This is a genomic window from Haloglomus halophilum, assembly GCF_024298885.1.
In the GTDB taxonomy this organism is placed as follows: Archaea; Halobacteriota; Halobacteria; order Halobacteriales; family Haloarculaceae; genus Haloglomus; species Haloglomus halophilum.
In genome coordinates this window covers 1,587,570-1,609,821 of record NZ_CP101166.1, presented here as the reverse complement: position 1 = coordinate 1,609,821, position 22,252 = coordinate 1,587,570, and the positions used below count along the sequence as shown (strand labels likewise).

At 70.7% G+C, this 22,252-nt stretch carries 20 protein-coding genes; 10 read left to right on the top strand and 10 right to left on the bottom strand.

Annotated features, from left to right (window positions below; all coding sequences use genetic code 11):
• Nucleotides 1-7 precede the first annotated feature (7 nt).
• The gene (locus tag NL114_RS07845) at nucleotides 8-664 is read left to right on the top strand and encodes a helix-hairpin-helix domain-containing protein (RefSeq protein ID WP_254824233.1); all 657 of its coding nucleotides are present in this window, start codon (nucleotides 8-10) and stop codon (nucleotides 662-664) included.
• A 34-nt stretch (nucleotides 665-698) separates the two neighbouring features.
• On the opposite strand, the gene NL114_RS07840 is transcribed toward NL114_RS07845, so the two are convergent.
• Nucleotides 699-2,222, bottom strand: a complete 1,524-nt coding sequence (locus tag NL114_RS07840) for a class I adenylate-forming enzyme family protein (RefSeq protein WP_254824232.1) — start codon at nucleotides 2,220-2,222, stop codon at nucleotides 699-701.
• A gap of 181 nt (nucleotides 2,223-2,403) precedes the next feature.
• On the opposite strand from NL114_RS07840, the gene NL114_RS07835 reads away from it, so the two are divergent.
• On the top strand, nucleotides 2,404-3,234 hold the full coding sequence (locus NL114_RS07835) for a crotonase/enoyl-CoA hydratase family protein (protein WP_254824231.1): 831 nt from the start codon (nucleotides 2,404-2,406) through the stop codon (nucleotides 3,232-3,234).
• 150 nt (nucleotides 3,235-3,384) lie between these two features.
• Here the strand turns inward: NL114_RS07835 and NL114_RS07830 are convergent, their stop codons facing one another.
• The gene (locus tag NL114_RS07830) at nucleotides 3,385-5,328 is read right to left on the bottom strand and encodes an endonuclease/exonuclease/phosphatase family protein (protein WP_254824230.1); all 1,944 of its coding nucleotides are present in this window, start codon (nucleotides 5,326-5,328) and stop codon (nucleotides 3,385-3,387) included.
• A 104-nt stretch (nucleotides 5,329-5,432) separates the two neighbouring features.
• Between NL114_RS07830 and NL114_RS07825 the strand changes: the two genes are divergently transcribed.
• Nucleotides 5,433-5,819, top strand: a complete 387-nt coding sequence (locus NL114_RS07825; protein WP_254824229.1) for a DoxX family protein — start codon at nucleotides 5,433-5,435, stop codon at nucleotides 5,817-5,819.
• Between the two features lie 218 nt (nucleotides 5,820-6,037).
• A complete protein-coding gene (locus NL114_RS07820; protein ID WP_254824228.1) occupies nucleotides 6,038-8,044 on the top strand; it encodes a PAS domain S-box protein in 2,007 nt (668 codons plus the stop codon).
• A gap of 71 nt (nucleotides 8,045-8,115) precedes the next feature.
• Here the strand turns inward: NL114_RS07820 and NL114_RS07815 are convergent, their stop codons facing one another.
• The 8 genes from NL114_RS07815 to NL114_RS07780 all read right to left on the bottom strand — a co-directional run bounded on the left by NL114_RS07815 (nucleotide 8,116) and on the right by NL114_RS07780 (nucleotide 15,874).
• Nucleotides 8,116-10,362: an NADP-dependent malic enzyme gene (locus NL114_RS07815; RefSeq protein ID WP_254824227.1), complete on the bottom strand. Its 2,247-nt coding sequence runs from the start codon at nucleotides 10,360-10,362 to the stop codon at nucleotides 8,116-8,118.
• 112 nt (nucleotides 10,363-10,474) lie between these two features.
• Nucleotides 10,475-11,164 (bottom strand): urease accessory protein UreF, encoded by a 690-nt coding sequence (locus NL114_RS07810; RefSeq protein WP_254824226.1) that lies wholly within the window; start codon nucleotides 11,162-11,164, stop codon nucleotides 10,475-10,477.
• Nucleotides 11,161-11,754 carry an urease accessory protein UreE gene (locus NL114_RS07805; protein ID WP_254824225.1) on the bottom strand — a complete coding sequence of 198 codons (594 nt, stop codon included), beginning with the start codon at nucleotides 11,752-11,754 and terminating at the stop codon, nucleotides 11,161-11,163. Before NL114_RS07805 ends, NL114_RS07810 begins: the two co-directional genes overlap by 4 nt.
• Nucleotides 11,754-12,743 (bottom strand): urease accessory protein UreD, encoded by a 990-nt coding sequence (locus NL114_RS07800; RefSeq protein WP_254824224.1) that lies wholly within the window; start codon nucleotides 12,741-12,743, stop codon nucleotides 11,754-11,756. The genes NL114_RS07805 and NL114_RS07800 overlap by 1 nt, the downstream gene beginning before the upstream one ends.
• Nucleotides 12,743-13,366 carry an urease accessory protein UreG gene (gene ureG / locus NL114_RS07795; RefSeq protein WP_254824223.1) on the bottom strand — a complete coding sequence of 208 codons (624 nt, stop codon included), beginning with the start codon at nucleotides 13,364-13,366 and terminating at the stop codon, nucleotides 12,743-12,745. The genes NL114_RS07800 and ureG overlap by 1 nt, the downstream gene beginning before the upstream one ends.
• Complete coding sequence (locus NL114_RS07790) at nucleotides 13,363-13,725, bottom strand: urease subunit gamma (protein WP_254824222.1); 363 nt, start codon at nucleotides 13,723-13,725, stop codon at nucleotides 13,363-13,365. Before NL114_RS07790 ends, ureG begins: the two co-directional genes overlap by 4 nt.
• A complete protein-coding gene (gene ureC / locus NL114_RS07785) occupies nucleotides 13,722-15,428 on the bottom strand; it encodes an urease subunit alpha (RefSeq protein ID WP_254824221.1) in 1,707 nt (568 codons plus the stop codon). The genes NL114_RS07790 and ureC overlap by 4 nt, the downstream gene beginning before the upstream one ends.
• Nucleotides 15,425-15,874, bottom strand: coding sequence for an urease subunit beta (locus NL114_RS07780; RefSeq protein WP_254824220.1), 450 nt, complete (start codon nucleotides 15,872-15,874; stop codon nucleotides 15,425-15,427). The genes ureC and NL114_RS07780 overlap by 4 nt, the downstream gene beginning before the upstream one ends.
• 226 nt (nucleotides 15,875-16,100) lie before the next feature.
• Here NL114_RS07780 and NL114_RS07775 point away from each other — a divergent pair, with 226 nt between their 5' ends.
• The 6 genes from NL114_RS07775 (at nucleotide 16,101) to NL114_RS07750 (ending at nucleotide 22,212) form a co-directional block, all read left to right on the top strand.
• On the top strand, nucleotides 16,101-16,820 hold the full coding sequence (locus NL114_RS07775; RefSeq protein WP_254824219.1) for a HoxN/HupN/NixA family nickel/cobalt transporter: 720 nt from the start codon (nucleotides 16,101-16,103) through the stop codon (nucleotides 16,818-16,820).
• A 462-nt stretch (nucleotides 16,821-17,282) separates the two neighbouring features.
• The gene (locus tag NL114_RS07770) at nucleotides 17,283-18,587 is read left to right on the top strand and encodes an urea ABC transporter substrate-binding protein (RefSeq protein ID WP_254824218.1); all 1,305 of its coding nucleotides are present in this window, start codon (nucleotides 17,283-17,285) and stop codon (nucleotides 18,585-18,587) included.
• Entirely contained in the window at nucleotides 18,584-19,525 is a 942-nt protein-coding gene (gene urtB, locus NL114_RS07765; protein WP_254824217.1) for an urea ABC transporter, permease protein UrtB, read from the top strand. The genes NL114_RS07770 and urtB overlap by 4 nt, the downstream gene beginning before the upstream one ends.
• A gap of 1 nt (nucleotide 19,526) precedes the next feature.
• Nucleotides 19,527-20,657 (top strand): ABC transporter permease subunit, encoded by a 1,131-nt coding sequence (locus tag NL114_RS07760; RefSeq protein WP_254824216.1) that lies wholly within the window; start codon nucleotides 19,527-19,529, stop codon nucleotides 20,655-20,657.
• A complete protein-coding gene (locus tag NL114_RS07755; protein WP_254824215.1) occupies nucleotides 20,654-21,511 on the top strand; it encodes an ABC transporter ATP-binding protein in 858 nt (285 codons plus the stop codon). The genes NL114_RS07760 and NL114_RS07755 overlap by 4 nt, the downstream gene beginning before the upstream one ends.
• A 2-nt stretch (nucleotides 21,512-21,513) precedes the next feature.
• A complete protein-coding gene (locus NL114_RS07750; RefSeq protein ID WP_254824694.1) occupies nucleotides 21,514-22,212 on the top strand; it encodes an ABC transporter ATP-binding protein in 699 nt (232 codons plus the stop codon).
• The last annotated feature ends 40 nt before the right edge of the window (nucleotides 22,213-22,252 follow it).

Sequence of the window (22,252 nt, the reverse complement as noted above, 5' to 3'; positions counted from 1 at the left end):
TGGTACCATGAGCGAAGCATCCACCCCGTTCGGGTCGCTGTTCAGCACCCAGCGACGACTCGTCGACAGCACCATCGAGACACAGCGCAACCTCCACCGGCAGGGGCTCGACCTGACCCGGCGCTCCACGAAGGCCCTCGCCGGCGTCGTCCCCGACGACGAGGCGCCGGCCCGTGTCGACGACCTGTTCGACGACATCGAGTCGACCCAGGACGACCTGTTCGACGGCATCCAGGACGCGCTCGGCAGCGGCATCGACCGCACCGAGGAGACGGCCGAGGACCTCGAGGAGGACCTCGAGACGGCCGCCGAGGAGGTCGGCGATGCTGCGGAGGACGTGGCCGAGACGACCGAGGAGGCCGTCGACAAGGTGGCCGAGACGACCGGGGACGCCACCGAGGACGTGACCGACACGACGGAGGAGGCAGCCGAGGACGTCCAGGAGACGCTGGAGACGGCCGCCGAGGACGTCAGCGATGCGCTGGAGGCCTCCGTCGACGCCATCGACGGCATCGGCCCGACGTACGCCGAGCGCCTGGCCGACGCCGGCATCGAGACGGTCGGCGATCTCGCGGACGCGAGCGCCGACGCGGTCGCCGAGGCAGCCGAGATCAGCGAGGAGCGTGCGAGCGAGCTGGTCGAGCGGGCACAGGAGCAGGCCTGACGCGCCGGTCGACCGACTCGCGTCCACCTCCGCCCTACTCCCCGAGCTGTTCTTTCAGCGTGACCTTGTCCACCTTCTGGGTCGCCGTCCGCGGGAACTCCTCGACGAACTCCACCCGACGAGGGCGCTTGTAGCCCGCGAGCCCGGCATTCGTCTCCCACCACTCCTCGATACCCTCGTCGGTCAGGTCCGGGTCGGCGGCCACGATGGCAGCGGTGACCGCCTCGCCCCACCGCTCGTGGGGCGTGCCGAATACGGCGACCGCTTCGACGCTGGGGTGCTCCTGGAGCGCGTTCTCGACCTCGCTCGGCGCCACGTTCTCGCCACCGCTGATTATCATGTCGTCGGCCCGGTCGACGTAGTACAGCAGGCCGTCCTCGTCCTCCCGGACGACGTCGTCGGTGTGGAGCCAGCCGTCGGTGAAGTAGTCCGCGTCCAGCGACTCGTCCCAGTAGCCCGGCGTGATGATGTCGCCCCGGAGGACCAGTTCGCCCTCCTCGTTCGGGCCCACGTCGACCAGTTCGTCGGCGGTCACGTCGACGACCCGGTACTCCACAGCCTGGACGGGCCGCCCGAGTAGACCGGGGCGGCGATCCGTGTCGGCGTCGTACGTGACGCTGAGTCCGGTGTTCTCGGTCTGCCCGTAGTAGTTGTGGAGCGCCCCCACCTCGAAGACCTGCTGGAACGTGTCGAGCGTCTCCTCGGTCGCGGGCGACCCGCCGTACACCGCCCGCTCCAGCGACGAGGTATCGTACTCCCGGGTGGCCTCGGTGTTGAGTGCGTCGAGCATCATCGTCGGGATGAGTCCGGTGAACGTGGCCCCGTGTGCGTCGACGAGGTCGGCCCACTCCGTGGCGTCCCACGCAGGCTGGACGACGATGGTTCCGCCCGCCAGCAGCACCGGCAGCGCCCCGCCGTACAGGCCACCGACGTGGAACAGCGGGACCGCGACGACCGACGTGTCCGCGCGCGTGACGCCGAAGGCGGTGACGTTGACATCCAGTTGTGCCCCGACGTTCCGGTGGGTCTGGACGACCCCCTTCGGCCGGCCCGTCGTCCCGGAGGTGTACATCACGACCGCCGGCTCGTCGTCGAGGCGGCGGGCGGGGTCGGGCGCGGCGTCGGCGGCGGGCAGGTCGTCGGCGACGAAGCCGCCCTCGCGCTCGACGAGGAGGGTGTTCGACGGGTCGAGCCCGTCGACCTCGTCGTGGAGGTCGTCGATGGTGTCGGCGAACGCGTCCGAGCCCAGCAGCGCCGCCGGCTCCAGGTCGCCGAGCGTGTACGCCAGTTCGTCGACGCCGAACCGGGTGTTGATGGGGCTCGCGATGGCTCCGGCCCGCCAGATGCCCAGCACGACCGGCAGGTACGTCGCCGTATCCGGTAGATACACTGCGACCCGGTCACCCCCGCCGAGCCCCTGCGCATCGAGCCACGCCGCCACCTGCCGCGTCTGTCGGTCGAGGTCGCCGTAGGTCACCTCGGCGCCCCCGGCGTCGACGATGGCCGTCTTCTCGGGCTGCTCCCCCATCCGGTGCTGGAATCTGACAGCGACGTTCATACCACTACGTGTGCTACCAGCACACAGTTAAAATTTGCCGGTAAAATACCGGCGGAGATACGAAAACAGTTGTCGGTTGCTGGATGCTGACGGTTAACTCCGGAGCACCAGTCCCGGAATCTGGTGAACACTGTTACCTTCGACGGTAGATTCAACCCGCCGGTATGTCTCGGGTCCGAGTATGGGTACCACGGTCCAGTACGAGACGGACGGGCGGGTCGCGACGCTGACACTCGACCGGCCGGAGCGGTACAACGCCATCGACGAGTCGATGCCGGGAGAGTTGCGCGAGGCCGTCGAGCGGGCCGACAGCGACCCCGATATCCACGTCATCGTCCTCACGGGCGCCGGCGAGGCGTTCTGTTCGGGCTACGACCTGAAGCACTACGCCGAGGCACCGCGCCCGGTGCAGGGGAGCCAGGAGATGCCCTGGGACCCGATGCAGGACTACCGGATGATGAAGTCGAACACGGAGGACTTCATGAGCCTCTGGCGGTGCTACACGCCGGTCATCGCGAAGGTGAACGGGCCGGCCGTCGCCGGCGGGAGCGACATCGCGCTCTGTGCCGACCTCATCGTGATGGCCGAGGACGCCCCGATCGGCTACCCGCCGGCGCGGGTCTGGGGTTGCCCGACGACGATGATGTGGGTGTACCGGCTGGGACCGGCCGACGCCAAACGGATGCTGTTCACCGGCGACCTCGTCGACGGCACGGAGGCGGCCGAGATGGGGCTCGTCTACGAGGCGGTGCCGGGCGACGACCTCGACGACCGCGTGGACGACCTGGCCCACCGCATCGCCGGCGTTCCGCGGAACCAGCTGATGATGCAGAAACTCGCTATCAACCAGGCCTACGAGAACATGGGGCTCGAGACGACCCAGATGTTCGCCACCATCTTCGACGGGATGACCCGCCACACGCCGGAGGGGGTCGCGTTCAAGGAGCGCTGCGAGGCGGTCGGGTTCAAGCAGGCCGTCGCCGAGCGCGACCGCGGGGAACTGTTCGACTGAGCGGTCATCCGTCGGTCCGCTCACGCATCGGCGGCGAGCCCTCGGCACGGGTAGGGCACGCTGGCACCCACGCACACCGGCCCCACAGGTGTCGCGCGCGGCCCTGCCGGTGGTAGTGTCGATGGCGGCCGACGGACGGACCCACGCGGCTCACTCCGGCGGGCGCGTGACCCGGACCGAGACCCCGAGGTGGTCGGAGACCGACGGGCTTCCGACCACCGCCCCGCGCTCGTGGTCCCAGTCCCGGCCGACGAGGGCGTAGTCGATGCGTTTCCGCGGGTCGCTCGCGCTGTAGGTATCGCCCTCGCTCCGGGCGCCGGCCCACGGGTCCGCGAAGGCGTCGGTCAGGACCTCGTAGGGGCGTTCGTCGGGTGTCGCGTTGAAATCACCCAGCACGACTGCGCGGTCGGACTCGCCCGTCTCGCGGGCCAGTTCGACCACGCGCTCGGCCTGCCCGACACGGACCGGGCCCTCGGTCTCGAGATGCGCTACCACGACCGGGAGGTCGCCGAGCGGCGATTCGACGACCGCTGCCAGGGCGACCCGCGTGGCGGTGTCGGTCGACGGGAGGACGACCCACCGCTCGTCGTGGATGGGCCACGCCGACAGCAGCGCGACCCCGTAGCTCGCGATGCGCGTCGGCGGGCCGGCGGCGGCGTGCAGGTCGAGCTCGCGGGCCAGCCAGCGGACGCCGTCGAGGCCGCCGGCGGTGAGGCGCCCGCCGGCTGTCTCCTGCAGTCCGACGATGCCCGCGTCCGTCTCGGCGAGGAGGTCCCGGACGGATTCGAGGTTGTGGCGACCGCGTGCGTCGATGTACTGGTGGATGTTGAACGACAGGGCCGTCACCGAATCCGCCGCCGGGACCTCGTCCGAAGGCGTCACTCGTCGGACGGCGGCTCCGCCGAGTCCCAGCAGGCCCAGACCGGCGGCGGTCAGGAGGGCGCGGCGGCCGCCCGCCACCGGCTCGCGCGATGGTTCCGTGGCCGGGGCAGGGTCGACCCGGTCGGCCGCCGCGGTGCGCTCGCGGAGCAGGACCGCACCGGGGAGCACCGCTCCAAGGGCGAGGAGCAGCGGGGCCTGCAGCCCCCGGACGAGCGGGCCGACGCCGGGGACGAACGCCCAGTTCATCGCCAGCACCACCGCCACCGTCAGCACCAGCCCGACCGCCTGCACGCCGGCGACGCCGAGGCCCGTCCGACGGGCCGTCGTGGTCCCCGCCCGGCAGCCACGGGCACACAGCAGGACCGTCGCGGCGGCCGCCGGGAGCGCCGCCACGCCCGGTCCCGGGCCGAACAGCAGCGCCGCGAGCCCGAGGAGGAGGGCGACACTCCACGCGCCCGTCGCCCGGCGGCCGGGGGCGCCACGGCGTTCGACCCACGCTGCGCCGACGAGCAGGCCCAGCGTCGTCGACGCCAGCACGACGAGCAGCGGGCGACCGGTCCACAGGCTCACGCGCGGCGCCAGCCCGAGGAAGGTGGCGTGTGTGAACAGGAACGCGGTCGCCGTCGCGCCGCCGGGTGCCGCGAGCGCCGTCGCGTCCGGCGGTGACTCGCGGGTCGCCAGCCCCCACGCGACCGCCAGTGCGAGTGCCAGCGCGACCAGCAGTCCTCGCCCGAGCGGCGTCGCGTACGGCGGGGCCGTGTCCAGCACCGCGCGGAGGGCGCCGTGGGTCAGGACGCCGAGCGCGGCGGCGACAGCGAACCGCTCCGCCAGATTGCCGACGAGTGCAACCAGGAGCGGCGTCGCGGCCGAGAGGAAGACGACTGCCCCGGCGAGCGAGACGAGCGTCCCGCCGACGAGCGAGAGGCCGAGGCCGCCGAGTGCGACCGCCACGGCCCCGTGCCACGCCGCCGGTCGGCTCGCGAGACGGGCGAAGACGGGCACCGTCCAGCCGGTCACCAGCGCCAGCGCCAGCAGGCCGGTGACGTTCGGGCCCGCCGTCGAGAAGTTGAGGACGAAGACCCGGTTGAGCGCCCGCAGGAACGCCACGAGCCAGAGCGCCGTCAGGAGCGCCGCGACGGCGATGAGTGTGGCGCGCGAGTCTCCCCGGAGGTCCGTTCCGACGGAGCCCCGCCGGTTCGAGCGGTCTCCCATGTCCCCGGCCGTCGTGGGCGGGGCGCTAAAACCCACGTGGCGGGTGGCCCCGCCTCCCGACGGCGCCCCGCCGATTTATCCCCGATGCGGGCGTGGATACGGGCATGCCAGACGACAGCGGCGACGAGGATGCACCGTTCGGTATCGGTCGGGTGCTGTTCGGCCTGGGGATGGCGCTGCAGGCCTCCGAGGACTTCCGCGACATGGAGGACACCGTCGAGTACGCGGAGTCGGCTGGCGTGCCGATGCCCGAACTCGCGGCCCCGTTCGCCTCCGGGATGATGCTCGTGAGCGGACTGATGGTCGCACTCTGGAAGAAGCCGAAACTGTCGACGGGGGCCGTGACGACCTTCCTGGCGGTGGTCACGCTGACGATGCACGACTTCTGGAACGCCGACGAGGACAGCCGCGACGGTGAGCGCCTCGCCTTCTGGGGCAACCTCGCCATGTTCGGCGGCGCACTGGCGTTCCTGCGCGAGGCCTGGCGGTAGGGTCCGCGACTGTCACCGGGATTGCTCGCGGATTGCTGGCGTTATCTGATAATATTCCGAATTTATCTGGTATATGTACATCTCTGGATTTAGTGCCGGCTCCGGGCAGAAATACTACGAACTGGACACCGGCGACGCCCCGGCCGTCCCCAGTCTCGACACGATTGCGGACCCCATCACATCTATGTGGAACTCCTCCGTGTCTGTGATACCGAACGATGACCGACCGAGCCCAGGCGGACGAACGATACGCCCTGTTGCGATGGTTCGCGCAGGTCTCGGCGGTCGGCGCTGGGGGGCTCTGTACGCGGTGTGTGCGGACGGACCAGTTCACTGCGGCCAGCGTCGTCGAGTGGGGGAACGAGGGACGGTCCGAGGTCGCGAGCGCCGGTGACCGGCTGCCGGACGACCTGCTCGCGGCGACCGTCTCCCGGGCGGTGGAGATGGGGGACGTGACGGTCCGTCACCACGGTGGCGTGGGGGTCGCCGCCGTCCCGCTGCCGGGACTGGGCCGGCTGGCGCTCGTGCTCGGTACCGACCGGCCGGGCGGCTTCGACACGGCGGCCCGGTCGTTCCTCCGCGAGCTGGGGGACGCCGCCGCCGCGGTCCTGTCACGCGACGGCCAGTCGCCGGTGCCGTCCGGTGGCCCCGCGGCGGGTGACGGGGCGGGCACCGGCGCGTCGCTGCCCGAGTCGGCCACACAGGGGGCCGACACCGGGACCGACGACCGGCACCGGAAGCTCCGGGCGCTGCAGACCACCGCGGAGTCGCTGCTCCGGGCCCAGTCGAAATCGGAGATCGCCCGAGTCGCCGTCGAGACGGCCCGGACGGTGCTCGACTGTCCCGTCACGGGCATCTGGCTCTACGACGACGAGACCGACCGGCTGGAGCCGGCGGCCGTCACCGACGAGGGGCGCGAACTGCTGGGCGAGCCCGTCAGCTTCGAGCGGGGCGAGAGCCTCGCGTGGAAGGCGTTCGAGTCCGGCGAGATCGGTCAGTACGACGACGTGGGCGAGGTCGAGGGGGCCTACAACCCCTCGACGCCCATCCGCTCGGAGCTCGACGTTCCCATCGGGCGGTACGGCGTGCTCACGACGGCGACCACGCGGGTGGCCGAGTTCACCGCGGTCGACCTCGACCTGCTCCGCATCCTCGCCTCGAACACGGAGGCCGTGCTGGACCGGGCGGCCCGGGAACACGAGACCGAGCGCTACCGCGAGATGGTCGAGGCGGCGAGCGACCCCATCTGGGCCGTCGACACCGCGGGGACCCTGACGGAGGTCAACCAGCGGTTCGTCGACCTGTCGGGCTATCGCCGGTCGGCGCTGGTCGGCGCGGACACCTCGCTGGCGTTCTCCGGGGACCTGACTCAGCAGGTCCGAGACCGGATGCGGGCGCTCCAGGACGAGGCGGCGGACTCGACGACCTTCCAGGAGTCGTTCCGCATCGGCGGCGGCGAGCAGCGCGAGTACCGGGTCAACGTCTCGTCGCTGTACGAGGGCGCGGCGTTCGCGGGGGCCGTCTTCGTCGCCCACGACGTGACCGAACTCCGGCGCCACGAGCAGTTGCTCTCGGTGTTCAACCGCGTCCTGCGCCACAACCTCCGCAACCAGCTGTCCATCGTCCTCGGGAACGTCGACGACCTCACCGAGCACGACGACGGAAGTGTCGTGACGGCGGCGACGGCGGCGAGCAAGGCGGCCCGGAACCTGCTCACGCTCAGCGAGAAGACACGGCGCTTCGGCGCGGTGACGGACCCGGACGGCGTCGAGGTCACCGGGATGGACGTCACGGCTGAAGTCCGGCGGGCCGTCGCGCACGCCCGCGAGCAGTTCCCCGGGGCGACCATCGAGACGTCGCTTCCCGAGGCGGCGTGGGCGCGCTCGCACGGTCTCCTCGGGTTCGCCGTCGAGGAACTCGTCGAGAACGCCATCGAGCACAACGACCGCGGCCCCAAGGTGTCGGTCTCGGTCGGCGACGCGCCGGACGACGGGACCATCGAGATACGCGTCGCGGACAACGGTCCCGGCCTCCCGGAGATGGAGCGCCGCGTCATCGAGGAGGGGCTCGAGACGCCGCTGATGCACGCCTCGCGGCTCGGCCTCTGGATGGTCCGCTGGACCGCCAGCACCTCCGGCGGCGAGACCGCCATCGAGGAGAACGACCCCCGCGGCACCGTCTTCGTCCTCCGACTCCCCCGCGCCGACCCGCCGGCCGACGACTGAGCGCGTGCCGACCTGCTCGTCGCCGAACGCGTGCCCGTGCGGGATGGCGCGAGCGCGCACGGCTGGTCGGCCTACTCCTGTGCGTCGACGACGGCGACGCCGGCGAGGTTGACGATGTCCTTGACCTCGTCGCCGCGCTGGAGGACGTGGACGGGCTTGGCCATCCCCGCGAGCATCGGGCCGACGGCCTCGGCGCCGCCCAGCCGCTGGAGGAGTTTCGACGCCACGTTCCCCGCCTCCAGGTTCGGGAAGACCAGCACGTTCGCGGGTGCGTCCAGCTCGGTGAAGTCGTAGTCGCCGGTGAGCATCTCCTCGACGACGGCGGTGTCGGCCTGCATCTCGCCGTCGACCGGGAAGTCGACCTCGGGGTCCGCACGCAGGCGGTCGGCCGCGGCGCGGGGCTTGCGGGTGCCCGCGTTGTCGACGCTGCCGAAGTCCGAGTACGACAGCAGCGCGGCGCGTGGCTCGACGTTGAACCGTCGCGCGAGGTCGGCGGTGTGGCGGGTCACCTCCGCGAGCACGTCGGCGTCGGGGTCCTGGTTGACGCTCGTGTCCGCGCAGAAGAGGACGCGGTTGCGGAAGGTGAGCATCGTCACGCCCGCCGCGTACTCCGTGTCGGGTGCGGTGCCGACGACCTGCAGCGGGGCCCGGAGCGCCGACGGGTAGTGGTGGGTCTGGCCGGTCAGCATCGCGTCGGCGTCGCCCAGCGCCAGCATGGTGCTCCCGAGGTAGTTGCCGTCACGCACGAGGTCGGCGGCCTCCCGGCGGGTGACGCCCTTGCGCTTGCGCCGCTCGTACAGTGCCTCGGCGTAGGGCTCGAGTTCGACGCCGGTCGGGTCGACGATCTCGGGGTCGAAATCCAGCCCGAGCCGGTCGGCCGTCCGGAGGATGCCCCGCGTATCGCCGATGAGGACGGGCTCGGCGATACCCTGGTCGGCGAGCTGGTAGGCCGCCCGGACCATCCGGTCGCTCGCCTCCGCGAGGACGACCCGTTTGGGGTCGCTCTGGGCCTTGTTGAGGACGACACGCATCATCTCGCGGGACTTGCCCAGCCGCGCTTCGAGGCGCTCGACGTACGTCTCGCGGTCCAGGTCCCGCCGGGCGGCGCCGCTCTCGACGGCCGCCCGCGCCACGGCGGGCGCCACCTCGAACAGCACCCGGTGGTCCAGCGGTTTCGGGATGATGTACTCCGGGCCGAACTGGAGCGGCTCGTCGTCGTACGCCTTCACGACCGCGTCGGGCACGTCCTGGCGCGCGAGGTCGGCCAGCGCCTCGGCGGCGGCGACCTTCATCGCCTCGTTGATCTCGGTCGCGCCCGCGTCCAGCGCGCCGCGGAAGAGGAACGGGAATCCAAGGACGTTGTTCACCTGATTGGGGTAGTCCGAGCGCCCCGTCGCCATCACGACGGTGTCGTCCCGGGCGTGCTTGGCCGCCTCGTAGTCGATTTCGGGCTCGGGGTTGGCCATCGCGAACAGGATGGGGTCCGAGGCCATCGACCGGACCATCGCCTCGTCGACGATGCCGCCGACCGAGAGCCCGACGAAGACGTCCGCGCCAGCCATCGCGTCCGCGAGGTCGCCCGGTGGCCGGTCGACGGCGAACTCGCGGCTGTACGGGTCCAGGTCGCCCGCCTCGGCCCGCTCGGTCGTGAGGATGCCGTCGATGTCGCACATCGTGATGTTCTCGCGGGGGACGCCGAGCGAGACGTAGAAGCGAGCCGTCGCGAGCGCGGCCGCACCGGCGCCCGCGAAGGTCACCGAGAGGTCCGCGAGGTCCTTCCCGACGATGTCGGCGGCATTGGCAAGTGCGGCGCCGCTGATGATGGCGGTCCCGTGCTGGTCGTCGTGGAAGACCGGGATGGAGAGGCGCTCGCGAAGCCGCTCCTCGATCTCGAAACACGCCGGCGCCGAGATGTCCTCCAGGTTGATGCCGCCGAACGTCGGCTCCAGCGCCGCGACGTGCTCGACGAACGCGTCCGGGTCCGACGCGTCCACCTCCAGGTCGAACACGTCGATGTCGGCGAACCGCTTGAACAGCACCCCCTTCCCCTCCATCACGGGTTTCGAGGCGAGCGGGCCGATGTCACCGAGGCCGAGCACCGCCGACCCGTCGGAGACGACGCCGACGAGGTTCCCCTTCGTCGTGTAGCGGTACGCGTCACCGGGGTCGTCGGCGATGGCCTCACAGGGCGCCGCGACGCCGGGCGAGTACGCCAGCGAGAGGTCGCGCTGCGTGCTCGTCGGCTTCGTCGTCGAGATCTCTATCTTGCCGGGCGGGTCGTGTTCGTGATACGCCAGCGCGTCCTCGTCGAGTCCCATGCCGGGGCTTCGGCCTCAGAAGTATTAACTATTCGACATATGTGTGGTGATTAATCGAGGGGTTCCCGGATCGGAAGCGGATTCCCGACCACGCGTGGACTCGGATGCCGCGTCAGCTGACGAACAGCCTGCGGTCGGCCCGCTCGTGCTCGGCCGCGAGCACGTCGACCAGCGGCGCGAACGGCGTCATGTCGTCCAGCGTCCGGCCGGCGCTGTCGTCGACGGCCGTGCGCATCGCCGGGCGGAGGTCGACGAGCACGCGCTGTGCGTCGGTGTGGCCCAGCGCGAGCAGCCGCTGGGCCGCCCCGAGCAGGCCCGTGACGAACGCGTGACAGCACAGCAGGCAGGCCTCGCGCGGCTCGACGCCCGCGACGGCCGTCGCCGCGCCGAGCACGGCCGGATGGCTGCCCGGGGCGTCTCCGGCGTCGACGCGGTCGGCGTACCGCCCCAGCAGCGGTGCTTCGCGGGCCTCGCACTGCAACTCGAGCAGTCGCTCGCCCGCGGCGGTCGCGCTCTCGCGGAACTCCGCGGCCAGCGTCGTGGCCGCGAGCCGCCGGTCCGCACGGAGCACCGCATCGAGGTCGCCGTCGTCCGCGCCGGCGTGGGCCGCGCGCAGCGCCACGAGGTCGGCCGGGCCGACCTGCCGCCGGAGGTACGTCTCCAGCAGCGCCTCGAGGTCGTCGGCATCCGTCACGCGGTCGGCCTGGGCGAACTGTTCGAGGCCGTACGAGGCGGTGTGGCTCCCGTCCGGCAGGAACGAGTCCGCCAGCCGGAACGCCGACAGCGTCGCGTCGTCGCTCATCGGCCTGGCCCTCCGGTCACGCCGTCGTCGTCGGTCAACTGCAGGTGCGAGCCATCTCCGTGGGCGTGGTCGTCTCCGAGGCTCGGCCCGTGCGAGTGGTCCGGCCCGCCGTCGTCGAACGTGGTCGGGGGGACCCGCTCGGTGTCGAGCGTCGCGCCCGCGGGCGCCTCGGCCCGGACGAACCGCTCCATCCGCTCGCGGTCATCGGCCACCGGGAACAGCACCTCGGTCCCCCGGACGGCCATGTCCCAGTGGCGGTTGCCGACGGCGTGGCCGAAGGCGACGGCCGCGGTCGTCGGGGCGTCCGCGTCGGCGAGGTCGACGACCAGCGCCTCGACCGCCGCGAGTTCGACGACGAGGAGTCCCCCGTCCTCGATCCGGAGCACATCACCGTCGGCGAGTTCCCGCGCGACCACGATGCCGAGGTCGGCCCCGTCGGCCGTCTCGGTCCGAACCCGCGAACGCCGCCGCTCCGTGTCCGTGAGGACGACCCGGTGGACGCCGTCGCTCGTGTCGGTCTTCGCCTCGGCCAGTGCGCCGGCGACCGCCTCCTCACTCCGGTGGCCGAGGTAGGTCTCGGCGACCAGCATCAGTACTTCCTCCCCGCGGGTGCGGGTGCGTCGAGCAGGTCACGCCGGGCGGCGTCCCACGCCGCGTGGAGGCCGGCGGAGACGGTCTCGGCCCGGTCGCCCAGCGCCCGGACGGCCACGCCGGCCCCGTTCGGGAGCCGCGTCGCGCCGCCGCGGGCCGAGTTCGGGGCGCCGGCACACGCCGTCACGATGGCCTCGTGGAGCGCGTCGCTCAGGTCGGCGGGGGCGTCGTGGTCGGGCGCGACCACGAACAGGGTCCCGTAGACCGTGAACTCACCCAGCACGTCCGGCGCGTCGGGGACCGGCCCGGCGCCGCCGGGCGCGAGATGCGTCGCGTCCGTGAACAGCAGCCCCTCGGGGCCGGTCGCCCGGACCCGCGAGAGGCACCGCTCGAAGTCGAACCGCTCGCCCCGGGCCAGGCGCCCCGGCACCAGCACCTCGCCCAGGACCGCCGACGCGCCCGGTGCGAGGTCGAGGTCGAGGTCAGCGTGGTAGCGCGCCCCCTCGTGGAGGATGGTCGGCTCGGGGACGTAGTCGAGATGGCCGCCCGCGCCGACCGACAGCCGCGTCTCCGCGGCCGCGTAGTTGGCCCGCATCGTCTGGACCTTGGTGGCGCTCTGGGTGGAGACGTGCGCCACGGCGTCGGCGCCGACCTCGACGGTCACGTCGTGGCGGTCGCCCTGCGCGACGCCGCCGGTCGGCGACTGGACGAACACCGTCTCCGCGTCGGGGTGCGGGTCGTGGCCCAGCGTCCCCGAGACGTGGAACGGAACGGTGGCGTAGTCGTGGACGAGCGCGGTACCGCCCGTCGTCCGCTCGAACCGGAGTTCGAGGACGCCGTCCTTCCCGGGCGAGCCGACCGCGGCCTGCGGGACGGGCTCGGCGGCGTATCCCGCGAACGCCGGGTGCGGGGCGTCGGTGGTCTCGTCCCCGTCGGCCGTCCCGTCCTTGGTCGCTGGGTCACCCCCGCCCGGCGCGTCCGTGGCCATCAGGCGAACAGCACCCCCTCCTGCACGTGCTCGAGCACCTCGTCGACGCCCGTCTCGTCCTTGCAGTTCGTGAGGACGTACGGGCCGTCCCGGACCTCGCGGGCGTCGGCCTCCATCCGGTCGAGGTCGGCGCCGACGTGGGGCGCGAGGTCGGTCTTGTTGACGACGAGCAGGTCGCATTCCACGACGCCGGGCCCGCGCTTGCGCGGGATGTCGTCGCCCTCGGCCACGCTGATGACGTACAGCGAGTAATCCGCCAACTCCGGATTGAACGTCGCGGCCAGGTTGTCCCCGCCGCTCTCGATGAGGACGATGTCCAGGTCCGGGTGGGAATCGAGGAAGGCGTCGACCTGCCGGAGGTTCATCGACGGGTCCTCGCGGATGCCGGTGTGCGGGCAGGCGCCCGTCTCGACGCCGGCCACGAGGTCCTCGGGGACGATGCCGGCGAACCGCTCGCGCAGGCGGTCGGCGTCCTCCTGCGTGAGGATGTCGTTGGCGATGACCCCGACATCGAGGCCGGCCTCGCGCAGCCGCGGGACGAGTTCGGTCAGCAGTGAGGTCTTGCCCGAGCCGACGGGGCCGCCGACGCCGACCGTCGCCACGTCGCGGTGGGTCGGGCTCACGCTTCCTCCCCGTTGCTGTCGCTCGACTCGTCCGTGTCGGCGGTCCCGACACTGTCCGAGCGGACGGGGTCGTGGACGGTGACGAGTTTCGTCCCGTCCGGGAAGACGGGCTCGACCTGTATCATGTCGACCATCTCCGGGACCCCGTCCATCACGTCCTCGCGGCCGAGCAGTTGCGAGGCGCCGGACCGGATCTCGGCGACGGACTGGCCCTCGCGGGCCCGTTCGATGCACCAGTCGCTGATGTAGGCGACCGTCTCGGGGTGGTTCAGCAGGACGCCGCGCTCCTTTCGGCGCCGGGCGACCTCCGCGGCGGTGAAGACGGTCAGTCGTTCCTCCTCCTTCGGTGTGAGTTTCATAGCATGTACCGTTGTGCAAGCGGCAGTTCGCTCGACGGTTCGCAGGTGACGTGCTCCCCGTCGACCCGTACCTCGAACGTCTCGGGGTCCACGTCGATGTCGTCCGGGCAGTAATCGTTGTAGACCATGTCCTCCTTGCCGGGCGTGCGGGTGCCCTCGACCGGGACGACCCGCGAGTCGAGTCCGTACTCCTCGCCGACGCCGGCCTCGGCCGCAGCTGGCGAGACGAACGACAGCGAGAGGGCGTGCTTTGCCTTCCCGACGGCGCCTGCCCGCTCGCGCTGCTTGATGGGTTCGCAGGTCATCAGCGAGCCGTTGGCCTCGCCCATCTCCGAATGGACCGGGAAGCCGCCCTTGAACACCATCGCCGGCTTCACGCCGAAGAAGGCGGGGTCCCACAGGCAGACGTCCGCGAGTTTGCCGGGTTCGAGGGTGCCGACGTAATTGTCGATGCCGGCCGCGATGGCCGGGTTGACGGTGTACTTCGCGATGTAGCGCTTGATGCGGTGGTTGTCGGCGCCGGTGCCCTCGTCCTCCGGAAGCGGTCCCCGCTGGGTCTTCATCTTCGAGGCCGTCTGCCAGGTCCGCGGGACGAGTTCGGCCATCCGTCCCATCGCCTGGGAGTCGGTCGTCATCATCGAGATGGCCCCCATATCGTGGAGCACGTCCTCGGCGGCGATGGTCTCGGCGCGGACCCGGGACTCGGCGAACGCCACGTCCTCGGGCACGTCCGGGTTGAGGTGGTGACAGACCATCACCATGTCCAGGTGCTCGTCGAACGTGTTGTCCGTGTACGGCATCGAGGGGTTCGTCGAGGAGGGCAGCATGTTCGGCTCGCCGACCATCTCCATGATGTCCGGGGCGTGACCGCCCCCCGCGCCCTCGATGTGGAACAGGTGCATCGTCCGGCCGTCGACCGCGGCGAACGTGTTCTCGACGAACCCGGCCTCGTTCAGCGTGTCCGTGTGCATGCAGACCTGCACGTCCTCGTCCTCGGCCACGTCGAGCGCGGTGTCGATGGCCTCGGGCATCGAGCCCCAGTCCTCGTGGAGCTTCAGCGTGCAGGCACCCGCCTCGATCTGCTCGCGCAGCGGCGCCGGGTCCGAGGCGTTCCCCTTGCCGTAGAAGCCGACGTTGACGGGCCAGGCCTCGGCGGCCTGGAGGTGTCGTTTCACGTTCTCCGGCCCGGTCGTGCAGGTGGTCGCGCCGCCGCCGTAGCCACCGCCGAGCATCGTCGTGATGCCGCCCGCGAGCGCGTGCTCGTGGAGCTGGGCGGAGTTCCAGTGGACGTGGATATCCAGCGCGCCCGCCGTGGCGATCTTGCCCTCGGCCGGATACACGTCCGTCGACGGGCCGACGACCATGTCGACGCCGTCCATCGTGTCCGGGTTGCCGGCCTTCCCGACGCCGACGATATCGCCGTTCCGGATGCCGATGTCGCCCGCGACGATGCCCAGCACAGGGTCGATGACGGTCGCGTTCGTGATGACCCAGTCCAGCGCCCCCTCGGCCTGCGTCACCCCGGGCGCCATCCCCAGCCCGTCGCGCAGCGTCTTCCCGCCGCCGAAGACGGCCTCGTCGCCGTGGGTCCGGTAGTCGGTCTCCACCTCGGCGAACAGCTCCGTGTCGCCCAGCCGGACCCGGTCGCCCTCGGTGGGGCCGTACAGCTCGGCGTACGCCTCGCGGTCGATGTCGCGGGTCACTCCGTGCCCCCCGCGTCGTCGCCGCCATCGTCGCCGCCGTCGGCGTCCGCGCCGGCGTCCTCGGCACCGTGGTCGCCGGCGAACCGGAAGCCCGCTTCGCGGGCCCGCTCGATGGCCTCGCCGGGGTCGCCGTCGACGCTCCCGTTGACGAGGCCGTTCATCCCGTGGGCGACGCGCTTCCCGCCGATGGCGACCAGTTCGACCGTCTCGCGCTCCCCCGGTTCGAACCGGACGGCCGTTCCGGCGGGAACGTTCAGTCGCATCCCGAAGGCGGCCTCGCGGTCGAACGCCAGCGCGGCGTTGGCCTCGAAGAAGTGGAAATGCGACCCCACCTGCACCGGGCGGTCGCCGGTGTTGGCCACCGTGACCGTCGCCGTCTCGCGCCCCTCGTTCAGCGTCACCGTTCCCTCGCCGGTCCGGACCTCGCCGGGGACCATGTCGGTCATCCCGACCGTCCACCTCGTCGGGCATCGCCAGCGTGTTCGTACATCTTCACGGCGTGATTGATGGAGTATCGGCATAAAGACGGGATATTGGTCAATAATTGCGGAATCGAAAGGTGGTTCACCGATGGTGCGTCTATCCGGAAGCGATGCACACGAACGAACCCGCTGCCGGGGTCGGGGCTGTCGGGCCGCTCCCCGGGGCACGCACCCCTGTGAGGGCGGTGCGATGAGTGGTACCGTCGCCGCGGCGCTCGCGACCGCTGGCGTCCTCGGCGTCACGCACGCTATCGAGCCCGACCACGTCGCCGGCATCTCGTCGCTGACGGCCGAGTACGGCGACTCGCGGCTGTCCGCGCTGGCTGGTGCCTGCTTCAGCCTCGGCCACGTCGCCCTGGTCGTCGTCTGGCTCGTCGTGGCCTCCGTCCTGCTCGGGCGGACCGACTTCCCGCCGCTCTACGACCACCTCGGCACCGTCGGCGCCGGAATCCTCCTCGGGCTCCTCGGGGTGGCGATGGCGGTCACCGGCGTCCGGCGGGTCCTCCGGACGGACACCCACACCCACGGCGAGGTCACGCACAGCCACCCACACCTCCACCTCCCGCTGCCGGGGTTCGACAGCCACGACCACTCCCACGACGCCCGGTCGTACCTGAAGACGGGGCTCGTTGGCGCGCTGTTCACCCTCTCCCCGCCGGTGTCGATGCTGGTGTTCGCGACCACGCTGCTCCCGGGGACCGGCCCCGGGGTGGTCTCGCTGGCGGTGCTGACCTACGCGGTCGGCATCACCGCGACGATGAGCCTGCTCGGGGCGGGCGTCGGCGCCGCGTTCGGCCGACTCGGTGAACACAGCGCCACCGTCCACGGTGCCGCCCAGGCCGTCGCGGGCGGCGCCGTGGTGACGCTGGCCACGCTCCTGCTGGTCGACGCGAGCGCGGCACTCCTGTGATCCGCGGCCCCTCCGTCTCGTAACCGCACCCCTCCGTCTCGTAACCGCACCCCTCCGTCTCGTAACCGCACCCCTCCGTCTCGTAACCGCACCCCTCCGTCTCGTAACCGCACCCCTCCGACCCGGACCCGGATGCGGTGACGGCCGCGGGCCGTGCGGCGATTCTTGCCACACTCTGACACCCGAGCACTCCGCGCTCGCTCTGTCGCCGATTCCGAAAATATTCTGCGAAATATCCGAATCATAACTACGACTGGTCGATACTAACACGTCCTTATACGCTTCCCACCCAGACAAGGACAGTATAATACACGATTGGCAAATGTTATGTACGACATCGCAATTCGTGTTGGACGTGTTCGACAATATGGACGAATGCTCCAGTATAAATCCGAGCAGCCCAGATATGTCCATCTATTCTGCCGAATCGGTTGAGATGGACTCTCTTTCGGAGGTGGACGGATGACGGACCGCCGCGTCGGCCGTCGTGGCTTCCTCGCCTCCGGGTCCGCGGCGACGCTGGCTGCGCTTGCGGGCTGTACCGGCGTCCCCGGCTCCGGCGGTGGCGGTGGCGGTGGCGGCAGTGGTGACGACACCATCACCCTCGGTATCCTCGAGGACCGCTCGGGCAACTTCGCGCTGGTCGGCGACCCGAAGCACAAGGCGTCGCTGCTTGCCATCGAGGAGATCAACCAGAACGGCGGTATCGACGGGAAGCAGATCGAGGTGTTCGACCCGGACCCGCAGTCGGACAACCAGCGCTACCAGGAGCTCACGCGGCGGGCCATCCAGCAGGAGCAGGTCGACGCGCTGTGGGCGGGCTACTCCTCGGCGACGCGTGAGGCCATCCGGCCCATCATCGACCGCGAGGACCAGCTCTACTTCTACACCACCCAGTACGAGGGCGGGGTCTGCGACAAGAACGTCTTCGCCGTCGGCCCGACCGCCCGCCAGCAGCTGGGGAGCGTCCTGCCGTACCTCCGCGAGGAGTACGGGCCGGAGATCTACACCATCGCCGCGGACTACAACTTCGGCCAGCTGAGCGCGGACTGGGTGAAGGTGCTGGCCGACGAGAACGACGCCGAGGTCATCGGCGAGGAGTTCATCCCGCTGTCGAACTCCCAGTTCGGCTCCACAATCAACCGCATCCAGGAGGCCGACCCCGACTTCGTGATGTCGATGCTCGTGGGGGCGAACCACACCTCCTTCTACGAGCAGAAGGCCTCCGCCGGGCTGGACGTGCCCATCGGCACGTCGACGGCGATGGCCCAGGGGTACGAGCACCTCCGTCTGGACCCGCCCGCGATGGCCAACATCTACGCCGGCGTCAACTACATGGAGGAGATCCCGACCGAGCGCAACACCTCGGATGGGGGCTTCGTCGACCGCTACTACGAGAAGTTCCCCGACGCGCCCTACCTCAACGAGGAGGCGGAGAACAACTACTTCTCCATCTACATGTACAAGGCGGCGGTCGAGCAGGCCGGCACGACGAACCAGGAGGAGGTCAAGGCCGCCCTGGAGTCGGGCATCACCTACGGCGCGCCCGAGGCCCCCGGCGAGGAGGAGATCAGTCTGGTCCCGGAGACCCACCACGTCGACCACCACATGTGGGTGATGCGGGCCGACGAGAACCACAACGTCGAGGCCGTCGACGACCGGGTCATCCCGGAGACGTTCCTCAAGGACACGGTCGGCTGTGACCTCACCGAGGAGGACGAGGAGACCCAGTACACGCCACAGGACTTCTACGAGGAGGCAGGATGATCAACGGGCTGAACCTGCTCTTCCAGTTCCTCGACAGCTTCGCGTTCGTCGTGTTAGCTGCGGCGGGACTGGCCATCATCTTCGGCATCATGGGCGTCATCAACCTCGCGCACGGGGAGTTCATCATGCTGGGAGCGTACGCCACGACGCTGGCGAGCGTCCGGCTGGGGCTCCCGCTCGTGGCGGCGATGCTGGTCGGGATGGCCGTGACGGCGCTGTTCGGCCTCCTCGTCGAGCGGGTCATCATCTCGGGGTGGGCACCGAACTGGCTCGGCCAGCGGCTCGTCGGCCGCGACCTGATGGAGCCGCTGTACGACCGGCTGGCCGACTCGATGGTCGCGACGTGGGGGCTGAGCCTCATCATGGTCCAGGGCGTGCGCATCACGCTGGGCAACTCGCTGGACCAGATCGGGACGCCGCTGGGCAACATCGCCTACGGCGGCTTCTCGTACTCGATGTACCGGGTCGTCCTCTCGGGAGTCGCACTCGGCGTACTGGTGCTGGCGTACCTCGTGTTCACCCGGACGGAGTTCGGGATGCGCGCCCGCGCCACCATCCAGGACGAGGACACCGCCCGCGCGCTCGGGGTCGACACCGAACGGACGTACGCGGCCACGTTCGTCATCGGCTCCGGCCTCGCCGGCCTGACCGGCGCGCTGTACGCTCCCACCGTGACGATGGTGCCGGGACTGGGCGGGTCGTTCCTCGTCGAGGCGTTCGTCGCCGTCGTCGTCGGTGGCCCCAGCGTCGTCCTCGGGACCGCACTCGCCGGCGGCTTCCTCGGCGGCATCAACGCCCTCGTCTCGAACCTGCTGGGGACGACCGCCGGCCGCATCGCACTGCTCGTGACCGCCATCGTGATGATCCGGTTCCTGCCGGACGGCATCACGGGCTTCGTCGAGCGGGTCCGCGCGCGCCGGCAGGAGGGGGGTGCCTGAGATGGCGACCGAGACCGGCGCCGGGCGGACCGACTCGGAGCCGTCGGGGCTCCTCGGCCGGGTCCGCGGCCGTCTGGAGGGGCCGAACACCATCGGCAACTCCCGGGCGTACTGGGCCGGCTTCGCCGTCGCCGTGGCGGCCCTGCTGGTCTACCCGTACATCGTGGGCGCCTACCAGGCCTCGCGGTTCTCGCTGTTCCTGGTGTACGCCTTCCTCGGGCTGTCGCTCTCGGTGGTCTGGGGCTACGCCGGCGTGCTGAGCTTCGGGCAGGTGGTGTTCTTCGGCGTCGCCGGCTACACGTTCGGCGTCGTCTCGGTGAACTTCGCCACCCCGGCCGGTATCACCGGCGCGTTCCTCGTCGGCATCGGCGGCGGGGCGCTGGTGGCCGCCGTCCTGGGCTACTTCATGTTCTACGGCGGCGTCCGCGACGTCTACGTCACCATCATCACGCTGGTGTCGACGCTGGTGCTCCACACGTTCATGGCCCAGACCGCGGGCGACCAGTGGACCATCGGCGAGGCTGCACTGGGTGGGTTCAACGGAATGCCCACCATCCCGAACCTCGCGTTCGGCGTCGGCGGGGCTGCCCTCGTCATCTCGGACGTGATGTTCTACTACCTCGTCCTGGTGTTGCTCGTGGCGACGTACCTGGGGCTTCGGGTGCTGGTCAACTCGGACTTCGGCCGCGTGATGGTCGCCGTCCGCGAGGACGAGGACCGGACCCGGATGTTCGGCTACGACGTGCGGCGGGCGAAGCTCCTCGTCTTCACGCTCGGCGGCGCCCTCGCCGGGCTCTCGGGCGTGCTGTACGCGGCCTGGGGCAACTACGTCAGTCCGGGCGTGTTCGAGCTCGCGTTCGCCTCGCTCCCCGTCGTCTGGGTGAGCATCGGCGGCCGCGACACGCTGCTGGGTGCGGTTGCGGCCACCGTCGGCATCGAGTTCTTCCGGAACTCGCTGGGCGGCGAGTGGGCGTTCGTCACGGTCGGCGCCCTGCTGCTGGTGTCCATCCTCGGGCTCCCCGGCGGCGTCGTCCCGTGGCTCGACCGGACCTACCGGAACCTGCGCGGCGGAGGGACGACGCCCCCCACCGAGACGACCGACTCGACCGACCCCGAGGTGACCGAAGCATGAGCACGAACGACACCGACACGACCGACGGAACCGACGCCGAGACCGACACCGGCACCGACACGGGGCCGGAGACCGCGACGGGCCACCCGAACGTCCGTCAGACGGCGGCCGAACTGGCGACCGGCGACCGGACGGACACGCTGCTGGCGACCGACGGGCTCCGCAAGGAGTTCGGCGGGTTCACCGCCATCGACGACGTGGACTTCTCGGTCGCCGAGGGGGAACTCCGCTGTCTCATCGGCCCCAACGGCGCCGGCAAGTCGACGCTGCTGAAACTGGTGACGGGCACCCACGCCCCGACCGCCGGGAAGGTCTACTACGACGGCCACGACCTCACCGACCTGCCGCCCCACGAGCGGGTGCGTCGCGGCATCAGCATGAAGTTCCAGGTGCCGTCGGTGTACGGCGAGCTGACCGTTCGCGAGAACGCCCGGCTCCCCATCCAGCGGTTCGCCGACGGGGCCGAGCGCCGCCACCGGGTCGACGAGGCCATCGCCGCCGCCGGCCTGTCGGACTACGAGGCCGCGCCCGCGAGCACGCTCTCGCACGGGCAACAGCAGCAACTCGAGATCGGGATGGCCGCCTCGATGGAGCCGGACCTGCTGTTGCTGGACGAGCCGGTCGCCGGGCTCGACGTGGCCGAGCGCGAGGCCATCGCCGAGCGCATCACGCGGCTCAACGAGGATCGCGGCATCGCCTTCGTCGTCATCGAGCACGACACCGACTTCGTCGCGACCATCGCCGACCGCGTGACCGTCCTCCACAACGGGGACGTGTTCCGCGAGGGGCCGGTCGCCGACATCGAGTCCGACCCTGCTGTCCAGGACATCTACCTCGGAGGTGACGGGGCGTGACGCTGCTCGAACTCGACGGGGTTACGGCCGCCTACGACGCGACACCCATCCTCCGCGACGTCGACCTCGCGGTCGAGGAGGGCGAGATCGTCGGCGTGATGGGCAAGAACGGCGTCGGCAAGTCGACGCTGATGAAGACCGTCATCGGCCTGCTCGAACCCCGTGCCGGGACGGTCACTTACGCCGGTGCGGACGTGACGGGCGCCGACGCCGACGAGCGCGCCCGCGCCGGCATCGGCTACATCCCGCAGGGCCGGGACGTGTTCCCGGACCTCAGCGTCGAGCAGAACATCCGGATGGGCGAGACCGTCAACACCGGCGGCGACCGGACGCTGTACGACGAGATATACGACTACTTCCCCATCCTCGAGGAGCGGGCCGACCAGGACGCGGGGACGCTCTCGGGCGGCCAGCAACAGATGCTCGCCATCGCGCGGGCGCTGGTGGCCGACCCGGACCTGCTCCTGCTGGACGAGCCCTCGGAGGGCATCCAGCCGTCCATCGTCGACCAGATCAGCGAGGACATGCGGACCATCAACCAGGAGCTCGGGACGACCATCCTGTTCGTCGAGCAGAACCTCGGGGTCATCCGCGAGATGGCCGACCGCTGCTACGCGATGGAGCGTGGCGAGGTGGTCGACGAACTCGGGCCGAGCGCGCTCGCCGACGAGGAGCGCCTCACCAGCTACCTCGCGGTCTGAGGCGCCCCGGGCCTCGTCCGAGACGGACATATATTTATTG

Bases quoted from the DNA above. Each gene is read 5' to 3' on its own strand.
- NL114_RS07845 (WP_254824233.1), top strand. From the start codon at position 8: ATGAGCGAAGCATCCACCCCGTTCGGGTCGCTGTTCAGCACCCAGCGA.
- NL114_RS07840 (WP_254824232.1), bottom strand. From the start codon at position 2,222: ATGAACGTCGCTGTCAGATTCCAGCACCGGATGGGGGAGCAGCCCGAG.
- NL114_RS07835 (WP_254824231.1), top strand. From the start codon at position 2,404: ATGGGTACCACGGTCCAGTACGAGACGGACGGGCGGGTCGCGACGCTG.
- NL114_RS07830 (WP_254824230.1), bottom strand. From the start codon at position 5,328: ATGGGAGACCGCTCGAACCGGCGGGGCTCCGTCGGAACGGACCTCCGG.
- NL114_RS07825 (WP_254824229.1), top strand. From the start codon at position 5,433: ATGCCAGACGACAGCGGCGACGAGGATGCACCGTTCGGTATCGGTCGG.
- NL114_RS07820 (WP_254824228.1), top strand. From the start codon at position 6,038: ATGACCGACCGAGCCCAGGCGGACGAACGATACGCCCTGTTGCGATGG.
- NL114_RS07815 (WP_254824227.1), bottom strand. From the start codon at position 10,362: ATGGGACTCGACGAGGACGCGCTGGCGTATCACGAACACGACCCGCCC.
- NL114_RS07810 (WP_254824226.1), bottom strand. From the start codon at position 11,164: ATGAGCGACGACGCGACGCTGTCGGCGTTCCGGCTGGCGGACTCGTTC.
- NL114_RS07805 (WP_254824225.1), bottom strand. From the start codon at position 11,754: ATGCTGGTCGCCGAGACCTACCTCGGCCACCGGAGTGAGGAGGCGGTC.
- NL114_RS07800 (WP_254824224.1), bottom strand. From the start codon at position 12,743: ATGGCCACGGACGCGCCGGGCGGGGGTGACCCAGCGACCAAGGACGGG.
- NL114_RS07790 (WP_254824222.1), bottom strand. From the start codon at position 13,725: ATGAAACTCACACCGAAGGAGGAGGAACGACTGACCGTCTTCACCGCC.
- NL114_RS07780 (WP_254824220.1), bottom strand. From the start codon at position 15,874: ATGACCGACATGGTCCCCGGCGAGGTCCGGACCGGCGAGGGAACGGTG.
- NL114_RS07775 (WP_254824219.1), top strand. From the start codon at position 16,101: ATGAGTGGTACCGTCGCCGCGGCGCTCGCGACCGCTGGCGTCCTCGGC.
- NL114_RS07770 (WP_254824218.1), top strand. From the start codon at position 17,283: ATGACGGACCGCCGCGTCGGCCGTCGTGGCTTCCTCGCCTCCGGGTCC.
- urtB (WP_254824217.1), top strand. From the start codon at position 18,584: ATGATCAACGGGCTGAACCTGCTCTTCCAGTTCCTCGACAGCTTCGCG.
- NL114_RS07760 (WP_254824216.1), top strand. From the start codon at position 19,527: ATGGCGACCGAGACCGGCGCCGGGCGGACCGACTCGGAGCCGTCGGGG.
- NL114_RS07755 (WP_254824215.1), top strand. From the start codon at position 20,654: ATGAGCACGAACGACACCGACACGACCGACGGAACCGACGCCGAGACC.